The organism is Maribacter sp. R86514, from assembly GCF_044597005.1.
Classification (GTDB): Bacteria; Bacteroidota; Bacteroidia; order Flavobacteriales; family Flavobacteriaceae; genus Maribacter.
Window position 1 is genome coordinate 4,266,386 of the sequence record NZ_CP138999.1, and the last position, 21,005, is coordinate 4,287,390.

Below are 21,005 nucleotides of genomic sequence, written 5' to 3' on the forward strand. Positions count from 1 at the left end.
AATAGGCATACAAATTATTTTTCATCACACTTTAAAATGGTCACATAGACTAAAATAATAAAATAGGTTAGTTTTTTATAATTTAGAAAGTAGATTCATTTTTGATTGCATATGTCAACCGCTTTAATTTTAATACTTTTATAAATTATTTAATAATAGAGTTTCCCTCCTTAGGAGGGATTAAGGGAGGATTATGATTTCAAAAATTACCATAGATAAAGTATATGAAACCGCTCGTTTAGAAGAGGTAATTGGTGATTTTGTACAGTTGAAGAAGTCAGGCTCTAATTTTAAAGGTCTTAGTCCGTTTACAGATGAACGTTCCCCAAGTTTTATGGTATCTCCCGTAAAACAGATTTGGAAAGATTTCAGTAGTGGAAAAGGGGGTAATGTGGTTGCTTTTTTAATGGAGCATGAGCATTTCACCTATCCTGAGGCTATAAAGTATTTAGCAAAGAAATATAATATTGAAGTAGAGGAGACAGAACAGTCTAACGAACAAAAAGAGCAAGCCAGTGAGCGCGAAAGCATGTATCTGGTATCTGAATTCGCCCAAACACATTTTAAGGAAATGTTGTGGGAATCTGAGTTGGGTAAGGCAATTGGTTTAAGCTATTTCAAAGAGCGTGGTTTTACAGATGAAACTATTAAGAAATTTGAATTAGGATATTGTCTTGATCAATGGGACGGTTTTACAACTGCAGCATTAGATAAGGGGTATAAACTGGAATACCTCTCAAAAACGGGACTCACTATTGTAAAAGAAGATCCGAACAACCCAAACGGTTCAAGAAAGTTTGACCGATTTAAAGGTCGGGTTATGTTTCCTATTCACTCCTTAAGTGGTCGTGTACTAGGTTTTGGCGGTCGTATTTTAACGAACGATAAAAAGGCAGCCAAATATTTGAATTCTCCCGAAAGTGAGATTTACCATAAGAGTAAGGTGTTGTATGGTATTTATCATGCAAAGCAGTCTATTGCAAAAGAAGACAATTGTTATTTGGTAGAGGGCTATACTGATGTTATTCAATTTGCGCAACGTGGTATTGATAACGTGGTGTCTTCTAGTGGTACGGCATTAACGCCAGAGCAAATTCGATTGATCAACAGATTGACCAAAAATATAACTGTGTTGTTTGATGGGGATGCGGCAGGTCTGCGTGCGTCGCTTCGGGGTATAGATTTAATTTTGGAGCAGGGTATGAATGTACGTGTATGTACATTCCCAGAAGGTGAAGATCCAGATAGTTTTGCAAAAAATAATGAACTAGATGATGTCATGGGCTACCTTAATGACAACTCTAAAGATTTTATACAGTTTAAGGCGTCACTACTTGTAAAAGAGGCGGATAACGATCCAATTAAAAGGGCGGATACGGTAAGGGATATCGTGAACAGTATAGCTAAGATTCCCGATCGTATTCAAAAAGAGATTTATATACAAGAGTGCGCACAGATCATGAATATATCTGAAGCTGTATTGTTCAATACACTAGCGCAGATAGGCAAAAAGGAAGATAAAAATGTACAAGCACAACAAAAAGAGGAGCAAAAGGCTTTTGATGTTGTTCGAAATACCAATGAGGAAAAACAAGAAAAAGTAGATGTACAGTATTTGTTAGAGCGAAAAATTATTGAATCGCTTATGCTGTATGGTAATCATAAAGAACATTTTGAAGACCTGGTTTTAAAAGAAAATGATGCCGGAGATTTAGTACTGGAGCCGGAAATATCAGAAATTAAAGTGTACGAGAAAATCTACTTGGATCTGCAGGAAGATGAAATAGAGCTGGCCAATGAAGATTTTCGTAAAATGTATGCTAGGTTAATAGAGGCTTTAAATGAAAAGGAGGAATTTTCCATAACTACATTCGTTAATAGTCTAGAGCAAGAAATGGCCAATCAAATATCTTCTATTTTAATGGAAGAAGAACGTTACATTTTGCATGATTGGGAGCGAAAGGAAATTTTCCCCAAGAGTAAGGAAATAGGTGTGGCACAGTTAGTAAGTGAGACCATACTTACGCTACGTTGTTTTTTGATAAAAAAGAGGATGAACACTTTGCAAAACACTACTGAAGATTCTACTACGGATCATAGGGAAGTTCTTGAGGAGATTATGAACTACATTCAGTTGAATAAATTGTTGAATAAAAAGTTGAATAGGGTGCTATCATAGAATAGCGAAGAATGTATAAATAAAAAGACCTGCTAAAAGCAGGTCTTTTTTTATTTTCTACAATTGTAAGAATTTAGTACAATTCTAAGGCTTTTGCCTGTTGTAATAAATCTACCATGTTGTCTACATTTAATTTTTTCATTAAACGAGCTTTATAGGTACTAACTGTTTTTTCATTTAGGTTCAAACCTAATGCAACTTCTTTGTTACGTTTACCACTAGCTAAAAGTTTTAATACTTCTATTTCTCTAGTTGATAGTTTTCTAAAGAACCTTCTTGGTTTTTTAGTTCCTTCATCGAAAGCAAGACGTTGTGCAAGTTCGTTTGTAATGAACATGCTACCTTCACTTACTTTAGTTACTGCTGCAGTAATGTATTCTACACCAGAAGATTTAGATAAATATCCAAAAGCACCGGCTCTTATGGCGCTAAGGGCATAAACATCTTCAGATTGACCGCTATACATAAGTACTTTTACGTCAGCGTAATCTTTTTTGATTTTGCGTAATGCCGCTATTCCATTAATATCTGGAATATCCATTTCTAGCATGACCACATCGGGGGTTGTGTCTTTGAGTTTTTCAAAAAGTTCTTCGGTAGTAGCTACCTCATCGATCAGTTCAAATCCCTCAGCGGATTCTAGAACCTTCCTAACTCCCATTCTAATGATAGGGTGGTTATCCGCTATTAAAACTTTGATCATTAATTATTTTTTTATATAGATTTCAGGACTTAACCATGTCTGAAAAGACAACATGCAATGTAAGGCTTAAAATTCTAAATTAGAAGTCAAAGTTGCATTATTTTCTTTTTAACGTAAAATTTTGGAATTTATTTTCGTTTTAATACCTTGATTCTTAGATAAGTTGTCATTTTAACTCATTTGGTATCTCACATACGGGTATGGGCAACATTTTATGTTGGTTCATAGTATTAAACCTCGTAAAGATGGTGTAAACCTCCTTTTTTTTACCCTCGAAATCATCGATTTTTTTGCCTTCGTCTTTCATTTTCATTGCCCATTCTAGCTCTGGGTAAGAGGCTCCTATTTGATCTTCATCTGTTCTGTCATCGCCCCAGAGGCCATCGGTCGGTGCAGCTTTAATAATTTCTTCGTTTACACCTAAGGTCTTTGCAATATCATATACTTCGGTCTTCATTAGGTCGGCTATCGGGCTCAAATCTACCCCGCCATCGCCGTACTTGGTATAAAATCCTACACCAAAGTCCTCCACTTTATTTCCTGTACCTGCTACCAAATATCTCTCTAGAGCGGCAAAGTAGTATAAACTGGTCATACGTAAACGAGCTCTTGTATTGGCTAAAGACATAAATCTGTCTTCTTCATTATCAACACTTGGCAAAGCATCCACTAAACTATCGAATACCGGTGTAAGATTAACCGGTTGTCTTCTAACATTCGGAAAATTGTTTATTAACCAGTCAATATGTCTAGAAGCACGATCACTTTGGTTCTCCGCTTGGTGAATTGGCATCTCTAGACAAAGTAGGTCTAAACCCGTCTTAGCACAGAGGGTGGAAGTAACGGCAGAATCAATTCCGCCAGACACGCCAATTACAAAACCTTTCTGTTTTGCATTTGTAGCATAATCTTTTAACCATTTAACAATGTGCTCAATTACCTTTTCCGTTTGCATACCGCTCTAATTATTTAGTAAAATCAATTAACTTTGCCCTAAAAATAAGTTGAACACTGTAAATAATAAAATGTATTGTAAAATACTTACCAAGGTCAAACCTATTTTTATGCTATTATCAGTTTTTTTCATTCTTTCTAGCTGTAATGATAGTGATAAGGTAGCAAAAGAGATTGCCGCTATACCGATGGACCTAAAGATTTCTCGATTTGATCGTGAGTTCGCCGCTGCAGGTGAAAAAGGTTTGCCGGCATTACGTAAAGCATATCCGTACTTGTTTCCTGCGCCAGATAGTGTTTGGATTGCAAAAATGCAAGATTCTCTGCAAATAGAATTATTTCAAGAGGTGGGTAATGCCTTTCGTAGTTTTGAAGATGAGCAAGAAGGTTTGGTACAATTGTTCAAGCATATTAAATATTATTTTCCGCAGTATAAGGTTCCAAAAATACTAACGGTAACCAATGATGTTGATTATAATAACAGAATTATTTTAACAGATAGTTTGTTGTTCATCAGCCTTGATAATTACTTGGGGTCTGAGCATAAGTACTATGGTGGTTTTCAGCGTTACATAGCACAATCTTTAGATCGTAATTATCTACTTAGTGATGTTGCAAGCGCATTTGCCAAGCAGGTCGTGCCAAGACCTAGAGACCGCACATACCTGGCGCGTATGGTTTATTTTGGAAAAGAACTATACCTTAAGGATAAATTGATGCCCAAGGCCAGCGATGGAAAAAAAATAGGGTATTCTCAAGAAGAAATAGACTGGGCAATTGCGAATGAAGAGCCTATGTGGAGAAACTTTATAGAGAACGAATATTTATATAGCACCGATAACAAATTAAATCAACGATTTTTAGAACCAGCACCCTTTTCTAAATTCGGATTAGAGTTGGACAATGAGTCGCCAGGAAGGTTAGGTCGTTACGTAGGCTGGCAAATAGTACGTGCCTTTATGGAAAACAATGATGTAAGCATGATGCAGTTAATGCCGATGCCTGCGGATGAAATATTTAAGAAATCAAATTATAAACCGAGAAATTAGATGGCAGATTTACATACTTCAGAAATTACACTGCGCGTAGGATTAGATGAGAATAGAATTCCGGAAACATTAAACTGGTCTGCACAAGACGGTGGTATAGAGAATGAAGCCGCAAAGGCGATGCTATTATCCGTTTGGGATAGCAAAAACCAAGAGTCTTTGAAAATTGACTTATGGACTAAAGATATGCCTGTAGATGAGATGAAGACCTTCTTTCACCAAACCTTGGTTTCTTTGTCAGATACTTTTTTAAAGGCAACACAAGACGAAAAAATGACTGCTACCATGAAAGATTTCTGTGATTACTTCGCAGAAAACCTAAATCTTAAAGATCAAGGTTAAGCAGTTTTCAACTTCTTTTTTCCTTTTGTTTTTTTTATCCAGTAAATAATATAGGCAGTTCCTAAAACGGACGGAGTTAGCCATGCCCAAAGATTATCTTGGTGCATACCTGCAACTATAAATGCGGTAACAGAGGCTATTAGAGCGCCTAACATTCTGCTTAGGTGATTTATGAGCCAAAGTTTTCTGTTTTTTAATGTGGTCTTAAATAGTTTGTAGTCGCCAAAGGTTAAAAAGAGACCGGTTAGACCAAATACTAGATATAGGATACTGTGAGAATAACCTTGTATAAGTCCGGTAGTACCAAAGCCAATCATTAAGAGCGCGCAAACAGCCATAATTGCTGAAACTAAAATATCGGTCAAATTTGCTTTTGTTTTTTTGACAGATTTAAAGGTAAGTGCTCTATTACCTGCTAGTATCATGTAAATGGTAAAAATTCCCATTAAGAATAAAAAGGTATTGATGTGATTGGGCATTCTAGCTACCACCAAAGAAATAGCAGAGCTTATAATCATAGACCAAGAAAACCATTTGCCAAGGCGTTTATGGTTTTGCTGTCCTTTTTTTACAATAATACTTGTTATACCGGTAATAAGTCCCACACCACCAAAAAAGGCGTGTATATAAATAAATATTGTAATGATGTTTTCCATGGTCGGTTTGTTTTATCTTACTCAAAGATGAAGTAATCATTGTTCAGAAGTGAAGATAAGTTACTCAATTGTAAGTTTTGGGTGCTGAGTTGTGCTGGGAGGTAGTGAGTACAAAGTATAAAGTCTTAAGTAAAAAGTAAACGTCATTGGGAGCAATGTTTCGCAACATGACAATCTGTGGTATTAATATTATCAATGTCAGTTCGAGTGGCTTTATGATGTAGCATAGCGGAAGCATAAAATTGTATCGAGAACAGGTTAGGAATACGATATGTTCTCGATACCTGCACATCGGCAGGCAGGCAAATTTTCTCATGCTTCGAAAATTCACTCGAACTGACAATACGTTTTGCTATGGTAAAGAGTATTAAGTAAAAAGTAAACGTAATTGCTAGGAATTTTTCGCGACGTGGCAATCTGTGGTCTTTATAATAACAATGTCAGTTCGGGTGGTTTTTGATGTAGCATAGCGGAAATATAAAATTGTATCGAGAACAGGTTAGGAATACGATATGTTCTCGATACCTGCACATCGGCAGACAGGCAGGCAAATTTTCTCATACTTCGAAAATTCACTCGAACTGACAATACGTTTTGCTATGGTAAAGAGTATTAAGTAAAAAGTAAACGTCATTGCTAGGAATTTTTCGCGACGTGGCAACCTGTGGTCTTTATATTAACAATGTCAGTTCGAGTGGTTTTATGATGTAGCATAGCGGAAGCATAAAATTGTATCGAGAACAGGTTGGGAACACGATAGGTTCTCGATACCTGCACATCGGCAGGCAGGCAAATTTTCTCATACTTCGAAAATTCACTCGAACTGACATTTCATTTTGCCATAGTAAAAGGTGCGTAGTACCAATTTTTATAGACAAAAGACATTCCGAACGGCTTAATACTTTGTACTGAATACTTAATACAAAAAACGCGCAGCGTTTAAACAACCATCAACGAACAACCATCAACGAACAACCATCAACGAACAACCATCAACGAACAACCATCAACGAACAACCATCAACGAACAACTACTTCCTATTCTTCTTCGGCTTACAGGTCATGCAAAAATCGGAAAGGGCATTGATTTCATCAATCACCTTGTTATGTTCTCTTTGAAGTAATTCGGCATCTTTCCCAAAATCGGTTGCTTTAAAGACTTGGGCACTTACGGTGTTCATTTCTTCTTGTAGCTCATTGAAAATAGGTTGAAATAAACTAGCGTCGCTAAAAGCACCTTTTTCCTCATAGATTTTCTTGCGAATTTTTCTGGAGTATAACTCTACCAGATCAAAATCATAGCGTCCAAATTGTAGTAATTGATTTGCGGTCAACGAATCTGGAGCAACCAAAACGGCCAAATTTCTTTGAAAAATAGCTTTTACTTTGTCGTTGAAGTTTTTGGTGAACATGAAAGAGACCGAATTCATGTTAAAACTAAAATCAATTTTAGCACCTGAATAGATGGAATAAGATGTAAGCGTAGAGTCGATTTCCGATTCTGGAGATTGGTAGTCACTTAGTTGTAATTCATAATCTGGCGTCCATGCCATGGGTTCTTGAGCAAATACCAATGAAGATGAAAATGCTATAAATAAAGTAAAGATGATTTTTTTCAAGGGAATTGTATTTTCCATCGAATGTACTATAAAAAATAATCTGTAAAGTAGATTGGTGAAGTTTTGAATATTAAAGTTTGTTAAAACCTACAATTGAAACTCGGTCTGGTTACTATTGGGGTCAAAAATATTTGGGTAGTGTTCTCGTGCATTCCGTTCCATAAATTCCATAGGTACATCTTCAAAATGACCGTAGTCTTCTAGGTACTCCATAAATTGCGTTCCGTCTGCACTGAATTCTTGTAAAACAGCATCATTTTCACCATCAAAATCTAAAGGAGCAACATTAAGCATTTCACATAACGATGCGTTAAAAGTAGGGGAGAGTTTCAGCCATTTGCCGTTAATATAAGCATCCACCATGCCATGGGGCGTAAGTTCGTTTGAGCCAAATTTCTCTATTAATCGTTCTACGCCAATATGGTTTTTAACTTTCGCCAAATGGATTCTAGCGGGTATACCTAGGGCACGAAGTCCTGCAATTAAGATGATAGACTTATCGATACAGTGACCCTTTGGTCTTTTTACGATTTCACTGGCTCGGTATTTTTCTTTGTTGAAGCTTAAGCTATATGGATCATATCGCCATGTATCGCGTACTTTGTTGTAAAGTGCGATAGTAATTTCTTTCTCCGAAAGTGAAGTGTTTTTAAAATCCGATACTAGATCTTGTATCTCGTCACTTTCATAATCAAAAAAATAGGTAGGGGATAGGTAGTCCATAGAAGTTTCAATTTGAAAAATGTTTCATGTTCAATTTACGAAATAGTTTTGGCATACATGCCTCGTCAACGGTAGAGGGTTTAATTAAGTATTAAGTAGCTATTGTAAAGTGGAATAGAGAAATCAGAGGATAGAGAATAGACTTGTTTTATCAGAAGCTTAAAATCAGTATTAAGTACAAAGTATTAAATAATAATTGTAAAGTGGAATAGAGAAAATAGAGGATAGAAAATAGATGTTAGACTTATTTTTAATTTGTATTTAGCTAAGCTAAATTGTTTACACAGCCAACAGCCAACAGCCAACAGCCAACAGCCAACAGCCAACAGCCAACAGCCAACAGCCAACAGCCAACAGCCAACAGCCAACAGTTACTGAATACTGCCTACTAAATATAAAAACCTAGTTCTTAAATTCTTCCGGTCTACTCTGCCAAATATGAATATACTGCCCTGTAGACATTCTGCGGGCCATGTCTTTAGCTCTCGTAGCCAATTCGCCCTCGTACAGTTCGTCAATGGTTTCGAACCAAAGTTGTAGCCATTGTGCAAAGTGGTCTTGTGATATAGAGTGATGAAGATTTTTATCGACCTTGACGTGGGCCTTGGACGGACTTCCCCTAAACGTGCGGACACCAAAAAGATTAGACTCCCAGAAATCTGTGAGTTTACTTAAATGCGTAGGCCATTGCTCGTCTGTAATATGTCCGTTGAAAATGGGTCCTAGCATTTCGTTTTGCCTTATTTTATCGTAAAAGGTATGTACCAATACACGCACATCTTCTCTATTGGTAATTTGGGTCATAGTCTCTTTTTATGAATCGGCAACAACTTTTTCTACTCGTTCAGCGGCATCTTGTTTAGAAAGGGTAACACGCACTATACTGTCGGATTTTGCTAAAAGGTCATGCGGAACATTGGCAGCTAAGGTAATGATATCTCCTTGTTTTAGCATATGAACTTTGCCTTCAACACCAAAGTCAATACTCCCTTCAACCATATGGATGATAATGGAAAAAGGAGCCTTATGCTCTTTCATGAGTTGCCCTTTTTTTAAAAGAATTCTAATTTCTTTTGAGAAAGAAGTTTCTAAAAGAACCTTGGTAATAATTTTTTGATCGTTAAAATCTAAATTTTCAGTAAAAGATACCTTTTGCATGCTCGTGTTTTTACAATAGTATAAAACATTGGTATGCTAAACTATGACACTTCTCAGGTAATTATAAACTCTCGGCATCAATACCTAGGGCAATCATTTCATCGAAAACGGCATTTTCGGCATAGCACAAAGTAGCTTTTTTTAGATTGGGAAATTTTTTTGCATCCGCAGCACTTTTAATATCCCAGTAATCTTCACTACCACTACCAAATCGTAGTAGGTTCATGTAAACATCATTTCCGCCATCTTGGTAAATTTCGGTCAAAAGGGGTGCCATATGTTTCGGTATTTTAATATCTCTAAAGAACTGGGTTACTTCTGCAATAGGTTCATAGCCCTCTTCTTCAATATCAATTTCTCGTTCGGTATACCATTCTATAAATTCATACAATTCAAATTTAGGCTGAAGTATCTCTTGGGTGTACATCAATTCTTCAATAACCGCTAATTTAAACCCGAAGTCCGTGAATTCAATATGCTCCTCTGCTAGCGGTAGTAGTATGTATTTATCTTTCGGTATTTCTTTTTTGTCTTCTAAATTGGCACCTAACGAAAGCGCGTATGGTTCTTCTTGACCTTTATAAGTTAGTTTACTGACTATATAGTTGGGGAGCTTGATTTTTGAAAAATCATTGAACTGCACTTCTTTATTATTAATGAGGATAGATCCTGAAAATTTATTTTTAGGAGGCAGATCAAGTTCATGTTTCTTAGAAAGTATAAGGCTAAAACTGAATATGTTGCCATAACTACCACATGAGCAGTATACACCTTCATTATCCCAACAAATTACCGGACTTTTAGAAAGTTTTGTCTTTCCGGTACGTGAAGGTTCCCCAAAAGCCGAAACTAACGTCTCGTAGTTTGTTGGGAAAGTTACGGCAATGTCATTTATAAGAAGTTGCTCATCAGTACCTACAATATGTATAGGTTTCGGTTTTTTCTTTAAGAAAGAGAACATAAGTTATTTAAATATTAGTCCGTTTTCAGCATCAAATTGTGCTTGTTCTTCAGGGGATAATCCGTCGCGGATAGCACGAACTGTAAATCCGCCAACTACTTTGCCTTCTTCATAATACATCCAATCACTAATATTAGCTCGGTTTACGGTAATGGTATCACCTAATTGAACTTGGTTGGTATACATGGGTTCATTGGCAATGATACCCATAAAGTCATCATCTATTAATTGAATGTCACCTACCCAAATATGTTCCGCACCACCATCAGCATCAAATTTCTGTTTAATTGTAAAAAATGAATGATCAGGATTCTCGCTGGCTAATGCCTCTTTAAATTCATCAATAGAATTTTTAGCATCTACAATGGCTTGGTTCATTCTAGCATCATCATCTTCCACATTGTAAACATCTGGTTCACCAGAGCGTTCCGTTTTATCGGCAGAACCTTCTTTGCAAGAAGTTAGCATAAAAAGTAGTGATGCGATAAAAATTAGAGATTTCTTCATAGGATAAGTTTCTGTATTATTTAATTTAAATTGTGGTACTACCAAGCACAACGGAATATTCTTTCTATTGTTTCACTTAAATAACAAGAATTTTATAAGCTCTAGACCAAGTAAGGTTACTTCGGATTCTTACCGTTCCGTGGGTCTTGTTTAAGTACCTTGGCGGTGGTACGGTAAAAGGTGGGCGAATAAGAATAAAACTCATGAGGTTGCTAAAAAACGTTTCTAACGTAATGGCAAAAAGCTCCATTAGATTAGTACCACCATAATCCCTGAAAATGGTGTATTTACCGGCACGAATAAGCGGTATTTTTTTGGTTGCCAATTCTTTCCAAGCGTTAAGATCCGTATCATTGAATACCTTAGAGAAATAGGAACCTTTAGCATGTTCAATAATCAGGCAATGGCTGAATTCGTGTATGGCAATGTTTAGTCCGTCATCGTTAATGATAAAACCCTTCTCTACGGCAGGCCATGACATGTTTACACGCTTGGTCACCGTATTAACATCGCCATCGTACAAAACATCCCTACCTGTGTATGTGTATGAAGACGGAGTTACGAATACGGTTTTAAAGATGCTTAAAACATCTTGCTTTAGACCAAAAGTAATCTCAACAAAAGCACTGGAAATGACTAGTTTCATTTCTGTTGTAAGTTCAAAACCTTCGGTAGAACCAAAATTTGTAGTATTTAAGAACAACAAAGTTCTCACCACAAAAGACTGTTGGTGTTTTTTGGATAAGGCGGTGTAATACGCGTTCCATTTGCTAAGCACTTCATGGCATTCATGCTTGCTGCTAGATTTTAGAAAAAAGTTGACGAAGGTATGTTTTACGTTCAAGTAACTGGTTTGGTTAGGAGTATGGTTTTTTGTTGAGGTTTAGCGAAGAACGCTGGCGTAAAATTAGTATTATTCGGTGATAATGACACTACCTTTTAATTCATTTTCGGTAGGTTTTTCAAACCAGGTTTCCATGAAATGGAAATTCTCTTGGCTAACTTCAAACTAAAACGTAGCTCCTTTTTCGGTGTTGCGCTGTTGTACACTTTGCCATCTGGTTTCTTTAGAAATATCTAAAAAGTGAAGTTGAATTTCGAATCCATTAGAAGCTGCAAAAGCTCTAAACTTCTCGCGATGTTTAAATTTAGATAAGCCCAAATCTAGAATAGCGTCTGTACCAGATTCTTCTAATTGCCTTACCACGTTCAATATCAATTTCTCCGCCCGCTCTATACGTTCTAAAAACCATTGTAATCCATCGGTTTCTTTCTTGTCGGGTAGAAACAACGTATTGTTCCAAGTGTCAATAGAAAAGAGTACTCCTTTGGTTTTCTTTTTAAGCTTGTTGGAGTAGGTGGTTTTACCTGATCCTGTATTCCCGACGATGAGGTGTAGCATAATTATAATTCTAAAATTTATAAATATGTAATAATTTATTGCACTTTAAAACCCTTCTCGATCAAATCAAAGCCTGGTTTATTTGTCACATTATCTTCCATAGCTTCTTGTATTAGAATTGCAAAAGTTTTATTTCCCTTATAAAAGAAGTGAATATTACCTTCATGATCTAAGCCTAGAATACTTGCGGTAAATCTTATGGAAGAAGTATCAATGTTGTTATAGGTGTCATCAACGGCATCTTCAAATTGAATATTAGAATTTCTATAAATAATATTATTCGTCAATTCTTCTTGAAAAATATACGCCCATTCACCAAGGTCAATTTCACCATTGATCCATGTCATAGTTACAATGCCACTAGAATCAAAACCATCTTTTTCTATAGAAAGGTAATATCCTTGATCATCTATGTTTTCTTGATCTGTAATTTCCCAACCTGTTGGGCTGGTTATTAAAACCCCGTCTCTTTCCAATTTTGCAGGTTTGCTTTCGCTACAAGAAGTTATGAATAGAAATAGGGTAGCAATTAATAATAGTGCTTTTTTCATTTGGTTTTGGTTAGTCTTAATTTGGAAGTTTTTGTTATGAAAACTATTACATAGGTGCTGGAGGTGGTGGAGTTGGTAGGGATTCTTTATAATCTGTTGTTTGTAAAATATCACCATTTTCCAAAAAAGAAATAAGCTCCGTTGCTTTGCTTACTACCTTTTCAATACTACCATTTTTATTGACAACTATATGGGTAGGATATACATTTATTAAAAGTTTATGTTCAATAAAATCTTCTTGGTCTGGTACAGTATTATATTTAAAAATTTTCTTAGTGAAGAATCTATCTAATGCTGTCTTATCGTCTAATGCCAAACTTATAAATTCAACATCTTCTCTTTTTGAATATTCGTCGGCGAACTCATTCAGCTCAGGAAATTCAGCTACGCAAGGTTTACAATTAATAAACCAACATTTAAAAATTAGAGTTTTTCCTTTGGTATTATCATTGGTGTAAACTTTTCCGTTTAAATCGGTAAAATTAAAATCAGGAAATGGAGTTCCTTCCATTTTAAATTTAGAGTAGATTCCCTCTGAAGTGGTTTTAATAGTATTTCCAATTTGTTTGACTGCAGAGTTAGGTAATTTGTAGAGTTGGTATTTCTTTACATTGTCTGGAGCAACAAGTTTTACGGCTATATAATCTCCAGTAGTCAAAGATTTTAGAAAATCGTCTTTACTAATGGTTTCAGATTTATCGTTTATAGCAATAAATTCTGAAGATAAAATGATGTTATTTTCATGATAATCCCACCACTTTTCCCAGTCCGATTCTAAAACATTTATGTCTACATCGACATCTAATTTGGGTGCTTCATTTTCAATACTTGTTTTTTGTGAAGTTTTATTTTCCTTGCAAGATGTAAAACAGATAACTAGTAATAGAATGATTAGATTTTTCATAGATATATAGTGGTTTAAAAGAAACTTAATTGGTTTAGGTACAATCAAAATGAAATTAATACTCGCTTAATTTAAGTTAATTATATCAAATTTGTAAATAAAATCTTACCAATTAGCTTGTCCAATATTATCTGCATAAACTTAAGTATGACACTTTGTATTCGTTAAAAGTTTAAAGAATTTATGCCATTTGTCAATTTCAAGTTTTCTAATGCTTGATTCTTGAGTGATTAAAAACTTTATGTCAAATTTAGGTTGACCATTTTATTTTTTAAAATCACTTATCTAATAGGTTCACCGATAAGAAAGGTCAGGTTATATTACCCATTCGCCTCTTTCGCCTGTTCTTCTAAATCGCCAAGATCCTCGAATTATAAAAGCTACTTAAAGTGGTAGTTTGTCAAAAGTTAAAGTGTAAGTTTTGCTATTGATTATATACTTGATTTACATAGATAGCTGCTTCTTCGGCAGATTCAAAAAGCCTTACTTCTAAATCTCTGAATTTGCAAGTAGTACCATCATATGGATCTCCATTTCTACGACCTTGACCAAGTTGAAAATAAGTACCAGTAACATTAGGTAATAATTTATGACTGCCAGATACTACCTCCCATTCATTTGCACCAGCACTATGACCCATACCTTGCATGTAAATCCAATCATCTGGAGAGAATTCGCCTATTTGCTTAGCCCATAAATAAGAGTGTCTAGTAATAGAATTTTCAAGTACCTTTTCGGTAGTTAAATTACCAATGAACAAAACATATTTTTCGCTGTAATCTCTAGGAAAAGTGATAGTTTGATAAATATGAGGAGAAGAATCACCTTCATATGCAGTGATATAAAAAATGTTACCATATTCAGCAGTGGTTTCAATTCCAGTATTTGGGTCAAAATCCCATCCAGATCCATTATTGTCCCCAGAAGGGTTCGTTAGGAGATTGGTCGTGTAGCTACTGACCGAGTATTCAGAAACATCTCCATTTTCAGCAGTGATATTCAAGGCAATTGTGCTACTTAAATCTACGATACTCTCAGTTTCTAGAGAAGCAACTGCATTCTCAGGTATAGTAATATTTATCTTTACGGCCGATAAATCTAATGTGTTGGGAACTTCGAATAAAATTGATTTAGATTCTTCATCTATATAACCTGTAATAGGTTCCATAAGTTCATCATCCAAAGTAATGCTAATGATACTATTTTCATTACTAGGTGCTATTATTGTAACTTCATATTCTTGAGTGGTACCATCTTCTGCGGTAATCGTAAAAAGAACACCTTCCTCATAATTTTTTACAGAAGTCGGGTCCGGTGAGATTGTTGCAAAATCGGATATTGTTATAGCAGGTATGATTTCGCTTAAGTTGGTTCCTGAAGGTAAAGTCAGTAGAATGGTTTTATTTAAAAAATCAATTTTGGCATTATATTGGACATCGTTTAGGATGACTGAAATAGAAGTTATATTACTTTCTTTACTTAAAACAACTTCCGGCTCACTTTCTTCAGTTTCTTCTGTATCTATAGATTCTTCAATTTGCTCATTTATTTCATCTTCAAGCTCACAAGAAATAAAACTTAGAATTAGAGATGTAAATAAAGTGAGCAGAAAAATGTTTTTTATGGCGATTTTCATTTAAAGGGTTTGAATGTTGGTATGGCTTAACAACGCACATTATCTTAGTTTGTTGTAAGTACAGTGATCTAGAATTACTCTAAGTATTACAATACTAGATGCTTTAATACAAATGAGTATTCAATAAAGAGAAAAAGGTGATTCTTATTATAATTAAATATTTACCCATTCGCCTCTTTCGCCTGTTCTTCTAAATCGGCAATATTTTCAAATTTTTGAAGCGGTAGTTTTTTATTGGTCGCTTTTATTTCCGCAATTAAGGCAAGAATTAAATCTAAAGGTTTTGCTTCATAGCCAAACATGTTTTGATCGAATTCGATACCGGCTAATATGCCGTCGTTTTCCATGCCAACACCCCAATTTTCTATAAAATCTACTAATGCTATTTCTGTAATCTGGTAGTTCGCCCAATGGTTTATGGTGCAAGATTTAGGTCTAGCACCTTCTCCCCAAAAACATAGAATGTCAACAGGTTTACCACGTTCATTTTCATAATGCGCAGAAGCTGAGGTGGCAAAGCCTTCATGATTTTGTAGTGCATAAACAATGTCTGTGTTGCAAACCGTTTTTATAAATTTTTGGTATCTATTTTCAATGATATCTGAGCCTTGTTGTTCCATGTTTTGTTTTTGTGGGAAGTGTTGTTTTAAATGATTTGTTGAATTGATGACTAAGGTAATTTTAATTTTTGTGATTCACATTCCATTTTTATTAGTCAATGTCAAAGTCATAATCTCCACCCCAATTTCCGCCACTGTCAAAATCGAAGTAATCATCGATGGTATGGAACATTTCAGATATATCAGTGAATAAATCAGAAAATGAAAGTTCAGGGTCGTAGATAAAATCGATCCAATACCAATCGTTTAAAAAGTCTTCATCATTATTATTTGAGATTACTGGAGATATTGATTTGAGTTTTTCTAAAAGTTCAAATTTTAAGTTCTTAAGAAGAAAGATGTTTCCTTGAAGAAATAGAATTAATTCTAATGCCTTATTTGGTTCGTTTTCAATAAAAGTTACAATGTTTTCGTCTACTTCATCTAGGTACTCTCGTAGTTCTTTTTTTAGATTATTTCCCTTGAAATTGGTTTTGAACAATGAAAAAATACTTGAAACTAAATCACTTTTAAAATAAGATTTCAGTTTTAAATTACGAACAATCTCTTTTTTATATTGGTATTCAGATGGTATTTTTTTGAATATGGCTCTTAAATATGGTTTTAACTTAAAATAACTATCCTCGTCAATCAGTTCTGTAAAATATTCTTCAAATTTATTTGGCTTATATTTTGTGAAATTCTTTCCAGTTTCTACAACTACATATTCTCTTAAGTATGGGTCTCTTGGGTGAGATTTTAATTGAGCTTTCTTGATTCTTAAAACCTGCTTTAAAGTCAAGTCAAATAATGTCAACTTTAAGAGTTCTATTAACTCAGTTTTAGGTTCTAAAATGAGTTTTGTAGCCGCAGGTTTCAATTCAGACAATCTATAAATATTTGAGTTTTTAAATTTCTGATTAGAATTGAAATGCATTGTATGTTTATTGTCTTGAATTAAATCTGACGTCTCGGCTAAGCGTAGTGCGGTAGTAAGGAAACTTTTCGTTTCCGTCTGCGCACGAAGCTAAAGCTTTTGGTTTCGCTTTTTCTTTTTTTGTCCAAAGCTAAATCCCAAAGATTTAGCGACATCATAAACCTGCCTGCCGGCAGGCAGGTATACACAGACCTTTCGGTTTAGCTAAAAGTCCGCATTACGTTTAGGCATTGTTGTAGCCAGTTATTCTGTGCTATATTTTCAAGCAATCCAAGTTTTCATTTCGATTAAATAACAGATAATAAAAATGAAAATTAATGTTATTATAGAAATTCCGATTGTTAATACTCTACTTTTAAATTGAACTTTTGGCTTTGATTGAAAACTCGTCAATGAATTAAATGCGTGAGTTACTTTTTCTTTATTGAAGTTTACTATCATCAACAACATTGTCAAAATGATTATTGACATTGCCAATGCAGAATAAACACCAAGAAAAATAAGGTCAAACATTATAATATTTACCATAATTGGTATCAATATCATTACGCCTAATAGTTTTGTTTTATTCCACAATAAAAACCAAGCTCCAATTAATTGAGTTATTCCTATAAACGAAACATAATAATAGGAATGTCCCATAAATGTCCAAGCTAAAGTGAAACTATCTACTTCTCCCAAAGTTATATTTGCAACTTCCGTGGGTATTTCTCCATTCATATAAAACTGTCCGCCAAACATTTTTCGAATTGCGTAAACGTTGAGAATAAGAAAAACACATTGCCTGAAGACTAATTCAAATGATATTTTCGTATTCTTTATGTTCATTAACGATTGGGTTTTTTTAATTGGCTAAAACGGTTTGTGTATGATTAGTTGCGGACTTTTCCAACGGAAAATGTCCGCCAGTAATAAAGATAATTGATTGCAAGGATTTCCATTTTGGGAAATCCGACCGCAATTAATTATACACCGTGTTGCCAACCGTTTTTTTTAATTTTTAAATTCCAATATCGATGATTCCTTTTTCAATCATAATCAATATAATTCCAATTGCAAGTGGAATAAGTATTTGCCACCAAAACTTTACAATAAAAGAAGTGATTGCGTTTTGCTGTTTTTCTTTTGTCTTTGGGTGGTTAGTTTGTTTGATTTCTGTCTTTTCAACATTTAAAGATTCCGACTGATTTACCTGTGCAATTGTTGAACCAGAAAAATCATTTATGAAATCAGATTTGCTATTATCGTTTTCCGACCATTCAAGGAATTTTTCCCAAGATTTTAGTTCAATGAGTTTGGTTAGGTATTTCCGATTCTTTAAATCACATGCATACCCGAACCTTGTCGGTTTGTGCAAAATCCCTAGATTACCGAGATTTCTTATTAGTGTGGAGCTTTCTTTGTGGCTATCCTTGGTCAATGTAATGGTTTGTCCATTTTTTAGCCTTTCCAAATTTTCTAAGGTAGTTGCATCAAAACTCAAATCTGTATTTTTTGGTAAATTGTTTTCTGATTTCAAATGTTCAATCCATCCACTTTTACATATATGTTCCGATTTTAAGTCCAAGTGGCAGTTTTCACCATTAATCTTGACAAGTCCATTTTCAGACATGTATTCGGCTAATTGGCTGCAAATTTGTCCTTTTAGCTGTTCACCTTTTTCGTCCACAAAATGCACGGAGTACATTGACTTAGATTTGCTTTGGCAAATAAGTCGAAAATTAATGTCGGTAAGTTCGTCCAGTCGGTTCATTCAAATGGTTGGCAACTATTGAATATGTGTACAATTACACATATTCGGTAATAATCAGAAATATGTGCAATCACTCTCCTAATATACCACTAAAGAATAAACCTACAATTTTGAAATCACACTCCTTTACGGGAAACCATAATCGGTCAAAGATTATGTATGGTTTGGGTATTTTTACGACAAAAAAAAGCATGTCAAAGAAAATTCTATTTATCTATAATGCCAATAGCGATACGGGCAGCAAAATGCTAGATTTCGCCCATAAAATCATTAACCCAGCTACCTATAACTGCAATCTCTGCAGTTTAACCTATGGCAGTTTTACCGAGAACAAACAATGGAAAGGGTTCAGGGAAAGTTTGCTAGCCAAAGGCTACGAGTTAGAATTCTTTCATAAAGATGAATTCCAAGAAAGCTACAAAAGCAAATTTGGGCATAAGTATACCTATCCTATTATATTGGTGGAAACAGATCATGACCTAGAGGTGTTGGTGTCTGCCGAGAAGTTGAACGCTATGGAGACGGTGGAGGAGTTGATCGCTACGCTTAGTTGATGGTTTTTGGCCGTCATTTGTTGGTCTTACTCTGTCTCTGAGCTTACTCGGTCGCTGAGCGTAGCCGAAGTGATTCGTGTTCCAAAGTTCTCGACTGCGCTCGATGTGACATTTCGGTTTTAAAGAGTAAAAAGTACAGCGTATGAAGTCGTAAGTAATTAAAGAGTACAAAGTAATAAGTACAGAGTATTAAGTAGTGGATGTGCAGTGTAAAGAGGATAGCATAAAGCGAACAGCTCTGAATGCGAAGTACAAAGAACTAACACAAACAGCTATGTACTTTGTACTTAATACGTAATACAAAAAACGCGCAGCGTTAAACAACGAACAACGAACAACGAACAACGAACAACGAACAACGAACAACGAACAACGAACAACGAACAACGAACAACCATCAACGAACAACTACTTCGTTGCCTCAAAAAACTTCTCGTTGATATCATCTATGTACGCCAGTACTTCATCACGACCGCTACGGTGGCTAGAGCTGGTTACAAAATGTGGTGGTGCTTCTTCCCACATATCGGCTAAAAGTTTGTCCAGATATTGTTTTACCTGGCGCTCAATGGCTTTCGGTTTTAATTTATCTGCCTTGGTGAAGATAATGGCAAATGGTACTCCGTTTTCACCCATCCACTGCATGAATTCCATATCTATAGGTTGTGGGTCATGGCGAATATCTACAAGCACAAAAGAACACACCAGCTGCTCTCTTTGTAAAAAGTAATTGGTGATGTATTTTTGAAAGGTATTTTTATCTCTTTTAGAAACACGGGCATAACCGTAACCGGGTAAATCTACCAGAAACCAATTTTCATTGATCTTAAAATGGTTGATCAATTGTGTCTTACCAGGTCTGCCAGATGTTTTTGCCAAGCTTTTACGCTCGGTCAACATATTGATCAAAGAAGACTTACCCACGTTAGAACGACCAATAAAGGCGTACTCGGGTAAAGGCTCTTTAGGGCATTTGGCAACATCAGAGTTGCTCATTACAAAGTCGGCCGACTTTATTTTCATCCGTAGGGTATTTAGAAATTGTTTTTCGTCAACCACTCATCAAGAATGGTATTGAATTGGTCTGGGTGCTCCATCATAGGTGCATGTCCACATTTATCCATCCAAAATAAATCTGAATTAGGTAAAAGCTCATCGAACAGTTCTGCAACGTCTGGCGGAGTAACCGTATCATTTTTTCCCCATATAATACAAGTAGGGGTTTTCATGCTAGGTAGATCTTGCGCCATGTTATGGCGAATGGCACTTTTAGCGATTGCCAAAGTCTTTACCAATTTTACACGATTATTGACCGTAGCAAAAACTTCATCTACAATCTCTTTGGTAGCAACTGCCGGGTCATAGAAAACATCTTGTGCCTTCTTTTTAATGAACTCATAATCACCACGTTTTGGGTAACCGTCGCCCATAGCACTTTCGTAAAGACCAGAACTACCGGTAATCACCAAAGCTTTTACTTTGGCCGGGTATAATTTAGTATGTAAAAGACCAATATGGCCACCTAAAGAGTTGCCTAAAAGAATAACATCGTCCAGCTCTTTATAGTCAATGAATTTCTTAAGGTATTTGGCAAAATTCTTTACCGTTGTCTTTAACATCGGCATTGAGTATAGGGGCAATTCAGGAATCAGTACTTTGTAACCTTTAGGAGGGAAATAAGTATTCACTCCCTCAAAATTACTGAGTCCGCCCATTAATCCGTGTAGAATAATAATGGGTTTTCCTTCGCCTTTTTCTATATACTTAAATCCTCCGTCGTTGATCAATTCGTTTTCCATGCGCACTACTCATCAGTAA

At 35.4% G+C, this 21,005-nt stretch carries 24 protein-coding genes; 4 read left to right on the forward strand and 20 right to left on the reverse strand.

Going from position 1 to position 21,005, the window contains the following annotated elements:
* The first annotated feature begins 193 nt into the window (after positions 1 to 193).
* Positions 194 to 2,179 (forward strand): DNA primase, encoded by a 1,986-nt coding sequence (gene dnaG / locus SJY30_RS18505; protein ID WP_396633569.1) that lies wholly within the window; start codon positions 194 to 196, stop codon positions 2,177 to 2,179.
* 73 nt (positions 2,180 to 2,252) lie between these two features.
* Here dnaG and SJY30_RS18510 read toward each other — a convergent pair whose 3' ends face one another.
* Together SJY30_RS18510 and nadE are read right to left on the reverse strand one after the other, a co-directional pair.
* On the reverse strand, positions 2,253 to 2,882 hold the full coding sequence (locus SJY30_RS18510) for a response regulator transcription factor (RefSeq protein WP_036156232.1): 630 nt from the start codon (positions 2,880 to 2,882) through the stop codon (positions 2,253 to 2,255).
* Between the two features lie 166 nt (positions 2,883 to 3,048).
* Positions 3,049 to 3,837: an NAD(+) synthase gene (gene nadE / locus SJY30_RS18515; protein WP_396633570.1), complete on the reverse strand. Its 789-nt coding sequence runs from the start codon at positions 3,835 to 3,837 to the stop codon at positions 3,049 to 3,051.
* A 109-nt stretch (positions 3,838 to 3,946) separates the two neighbouring features.
* On the opposite strand from nadE, the gene gldB reads away from it, so the two are divergent.
* Positions 3,947 to 4,885: a gliding motility lipoprotein GldB gene (gldB, locus tag SJY30_RS18520; RefSeq protein ID WP_396633571.1), complete on the forward strand. Its 939-nt coding sequence runs from the start codon at positions 3,947 to 3,949 to the stop codon at positions 4,883 to 4,885.
* Entirely contained in the window at positions 4,886 to 5,227 is a 342-nt protein-coding gene (gene gldC, locus SJY30_RS18525) for a gliding motility protein GldC (protein ID WP_036156228.1), read from the forward strand.
* Here the strand turns inward: gldC and SJY30_RS18530 are convergent.
* The 16 genes from SJY30_RS18530 to SJY30_RS18605 form a co-directional block, all read right to left on the reverse strand.
* On the reverse strand, positions 5,224 to 5,883 hold the full coding sequence (locus SJY30_RS18530) for a hypothetical protein (protein ID WP_396633572.1): 660 nt from the start codon (positions 5,881 to 5,883) through the stop codon (positions 5,224 to 5,226). The genes gldC and SJY30_RS18530 overlap by 4 nt on opposite strands.
* A gap of 1,031 nt (positions 5,884 to 6,914) precedes the next feature.
* On the reverse strand, positions 6,915 to 7,502 hold the full coding sequence (locus SJY30_RS18535) for a hypothetical protein (RefSeq protein WP_396633573.1): 588 nt from the start codon (positions 7,500 to 7,502) through the stop codon (positions 6,915 to 6,917).
* A gap of 87 nt (positions 7,503 to 7,589) precedes the next feature.
* Positions 7,590 to 8,225, reverse strand: a complete 636-nt coding sequence (locus SJY30_RS18540) for a transglutaminase family protein (protein WP_396633574.1) — start codon at positions 8,223 to 8,225, stop codon at positions 7,590 to 7,592.
* 402 nt (positions 8,226 to 8,627) lie between these two features.
* Entirely contained in the window at positions 8,628 to 9,029 is a 402-nt protein-coding gene (locus tag SJY30_RS18545) for a group III truncated hemoglobin (protein WP_036156221.1), read from the reverse strand.
* Positions 9,030 to 9,038: 9 nt separating this feature from the next.
* Positions 9,039 to 9,383: a cupin domain-containing protein gene (locus SJY30_RS18550; RefSeq protein WP_396633575.1), complete on the reverse strand. Its 345-nt coding sequence runs from the start codon at positions 9,381 to 9,383 to the stop codon at positions 9,039 to 9,041.
* A gap of 61 nt (positions 9,384 to 9,444) precedes the next feature.
* Positions 9,445 to 10,344, reverse strand: a complete 900-nt coding sequence (locus SJY30_RS18555) for a DUF6892 domain-containing protein (RefSeq protein ID WP_396633576.1) — start codon at positions 10,342 to 10,344, stop codon at positions 9,445 to 9,447.
* A gap of 3 nt (positions 10,345 to 10,347) precedes the next feature.
* The gene (locus SJY30_RS18560) at positions 10,348 to 10,851 is read right to left on the reverse strand and encodes a YegJ family protein (protein WP_396633577.1); all 504 of its coding nucleotides are present in this window, start codon (positions 10,849 to 10,851) and stop codon (positions 10,348 to 10,350) included.
* Between the two features lie 76 nt (positions 10,852 to 10,927).
* The gene (locus SJY30_RS18565) at positions 10,928 to 11,695 is read right to left on the reverse strand and encodes a zinc-dependent peptidase (RefSeq protein WP_396633578.1); all 768 of its coding nucleotides are present in this window, start codon (positions 11,693 to 11,695) and stop codon (positions 10,928 to 10,930) included.
* A gap of 165 nt (positions 11,696 to 11,860) precedes the next feature.
* Positions 11,861 to 12,253: an AAA family ATPase gene (locus SJY30_RS18570; protein WP_396633579.1), complete on the reverse strand. Its 393-nt coding sequence runs from the start codon at positions 12,251 to 12,253 to the stop codon at positions 11,861 to 11,863.
* 35 nt (positions 12,254 to 12,288) lie between these two features.
* Positions 12,289 to 12,804 carry a hypothetical protein gene (locus SJY30_RS18575; protein ID WP_396633580.1) on the reverse strand — a complete coding sequence of 172 codons (516 nt, stop codon included), beginning with the start codon at positions 12,802 to 12,804 and terminating at the stop codon, positions 12,289 to 12,291.
* Positions 12,805 to 12,850: 46 nt separating this feature from the next.
* The gene (locus SJY30_RS18580) at positions 12,851 to 13,708 is read right to left on the reverse strand and encodes a TlpA family protein disulfide reductase (protein ID WP_396633581.1); all 858 of its coding nucleotides are present in this window, start codon (positions 13,706 to 13,708) and stop codon (positions 12,851 to 12,853) included.
* A 424-nt stretch (positions 13,709 to 14,132) separates the two neighbouring features.
* A complete protein-coding gene (locus SJY30_RS18585; RefSeq protein ID WP_396633582.1) occupies positions 14,133 to 15,344 on the reverse strand; it encodes a DUF5018 domain-containing protein in 1,212 nt (403 codons plus the stop codon).
* 161 nt (positions 15,345 to 15,505) lie between these two features.
* Positions 15,506 to 15,964 carry a DUF2750 domain-containing protein gene (locus SJY30_RS18590; protein ID WP_396633583.1) on the reverse strand — a complete coding sequence of 153 codons (459 nt, stop codon included), beginning with the start codon at positions 15,962 to 15,964 and terminating at the stop codon, positions 15,506 to 15,508.
* Positions 15,965 to 16,055: 91 nt separating this feature from the next.
* Positions 16,056 to 16,832, reverse strand: a complete 777-nt coding sequence (locus SJY30_RS18595; RefSeq protein ID WP_396633584.1) for a hypothetical protein — start codon at positions 16,830 to 16,832, stop codon at positions 16,056 to 16,058.
* A gap of 309 nt (positions 16,833 to 17,141) precedes the next feature.
* Positions 17,142 to 17,621, reverse strand: coding sequence for a hypothetical protein (locus SJY30_RS18600; protein ID WP_396633585.1), 480 nt, complete (start codon positions 17,619 to 17,621; stop codon positions 17,142 to 17,144).
* Positions 17,622 to 17,880: 259 nt separating this feature from the next.
* Positions 17,881 to 18,549 (reverse strand): hypothetical protein, encoded by a 669-nt coding sequence (locus tag SJY30_RS18605; protein WP_396633586.1) that lies wholly within the window; start codon positions 18,547 to 18,549, stop codon positions 17,881 to 17,883.
* A 275-nt stretch (positions 18,550 to 18,824) separates the two neighbouring features.
* Between SJY30_RS18605 and SJY30_RS18610 the strand changes: the two genes are divergently transcribed.
* Entirely contained in the window at positions 18,825 to 19,187 is a 363-nt protein-coding gene (locus SJY30_RS18610) for a GTPase (RefSeq protein ID WP_396633587.1), read from the forward strand.
* Positions 19,188 to 19,595: 408 nt separating this feature from the next.
* Here SJY30_RS18610 and yihA read toward each other — a convergent pair whose 3' ends face one another.
* Both yihA and SJY30_RS18620 read right to left on the reverse strand, forming a co-directional pair.
* A complete protein-coding gene (gene yihA, locus SJY30_RS18615) occupies positions 19,596 to 20,210 on the reverse strand; it encodes a ribosome biogenesis GTP-binding protein YihA/YsxC (RefSeq protein WP_036156198.1) in 615 nt (204 codons plus the stop codon).
* Positions 20,211 to 20,221: 11 nt separating this feature from the next.
* Positions 20,222 to 20,986 (reverse strand): alpha/beta fold hydrolase, encoded by a 765-nt coding sequence (locus SJY30_RS18620; protein WP_396633588.1) that lies wholly within the window; start codon positions 20,984 to 20,986, stop codon positions 20,222 to 20,224.
* Positions 20,987 to 21,005: the final 19 nt, after the last annotated feature.

Excerpts from the sequence above, each read along its gene's own strand:
- SJY30_RS18620 (WP_396633588.1), bottom strand. The coding sequence starts at position 20,986 with ATGGAAAACGAATTGATCAACGACGGAGGATTTAAGTATATAGAAAAA.
- SJY30_RS18585 (WP_396633582.1), bottom strand. The coding sequence starts at position 15,344 with ATGAAAATCGCCATAAAAAACATTTTTCTGCTCACTTTATTTACATCT.
- SJY30_RS18580 (WP_396633581.1), bottom strand. The coding sequence starts at position 13,708 with ATGAAAAATCTAATCATTCTATTACTAGTTATCTGTTTTACATCTTGC.
- SJY30_RS18600 (WP_396633585.1), bottom strand. The coding sequence starts at position 17,621 with ATGTTTGGCGGACAGTTTTATATGAATGGAGAAATACCCACGGAAGTT.
- SJY30_RS18610 (WP_396633587.1), top strand. The coding sequence starts at position 18,825 with ATGTCAAAGAAAATTCTATTTATCTATAATGCCAATAGCGATACGGGC.
- SJY30_RS18550 (WP_396633575.1), bottom strand. The coding sequence starts at position 9,383 with ATGCAAAAGGTATCTTTTACTGAAAATTTAGATTTTAACGATCAAAAA.
- gldB (WP_396633571.1), top strand. The coding sequence starts at position 3,947 with ATGCTATTATCAGTTTTTTTCATTCTTTCTAGCTGTAATGATAGTGAT.
- SJY30_RS18530 (WP_396633572.1), bottom strand. The coding sequence starts at position 5,883 with ATGGAAAACATCATTACAATATTTATTTATATACACGCCTTTTTTGGT.
- gldC (WP_036156228.1), top strand. The coding sequence starts at position 4,886 with ATGGCAGATTTACATACTTCAGAAATTACACTGCGCGTAGGATTAGAT.
- nadE (WP_396633570.1), bottom strand. The coding sequence starts at position 3,837 with ATGCAAACGGAAAAGGTAATTGAGCACATTGTTAAATGGTTAAAAGAT.
- SJY30_RS18510 (WP_036156232.1), bottom strand. The coding sequence starts at position 2,882 with ATGATCAAAGTTTTAATAGCGGATAACCACCCTATCATTAGAATGGGA.
- SJY30_RS18555 (WP_396633576.1), bottom strand. The coding sequence starts at position 10,344 with ATGTTCTCTTTCTTAAAGAAAAAACCGAAACCTATACATATTGTAGGT.
- SJY30_RS18590 (WP_396633583.1), bottom strand. The coding sequence starts at position 15,964 with ATGGAACAACAAGGCTCAGATATCATTGAAAATAGATACCAAAAATTT.
- yihA (WP_036156198.1), bottom strand. The coding sequence starts at position 20,210 with ATGAAAATAAAGTCGGCCGACTTTGTAATGAGCAACTCTGATGTTGCC.
- SJY30_RS18545 (WP_036156221.1), bottom strand. The coding sequence starts at position 9,029 with ATGACCCAAATTACCAATAGAGAAGATGTGCGTGTATTGGTACATACC.
- SJY30_RS18570 (WP_396633579.1), bottom strand. The coding sequence starts at position 12,253 with ATGCTACACCTCATCGTCGGGAATACAGGATCAGGTAAAACCACCTAC.
- SJY30_RS18540 (WP_396633574.1), bottom strand. The coding sequence starts at position 8,225 with ATGGACTACCTATCCCCTACCTATTTTTTTGATTATGAAAGTGACGAG.
- SJY30_RS18575 (WP_396633580.1), bottom strand. The coding sequence starts at position 12,804 with ATGAAAAAAGCACTATTATTAATTGCTACCCTATTTCTATTCATAACT.
- dnaG (WP_396633569.1), top strand. The coding sequence starts at position 194 with ATGATTTCAAAAATTACCATAGATAAAGTATATGAAACCGCTCGTTTA.
- SJY30_RS18560 (WP_396633577.1), bottom strand. The coding sequence starts at position 10,851 with ATGAAGAAATCTCTAATTTTTATCGCATCACTACTTTTTATGCTAACT.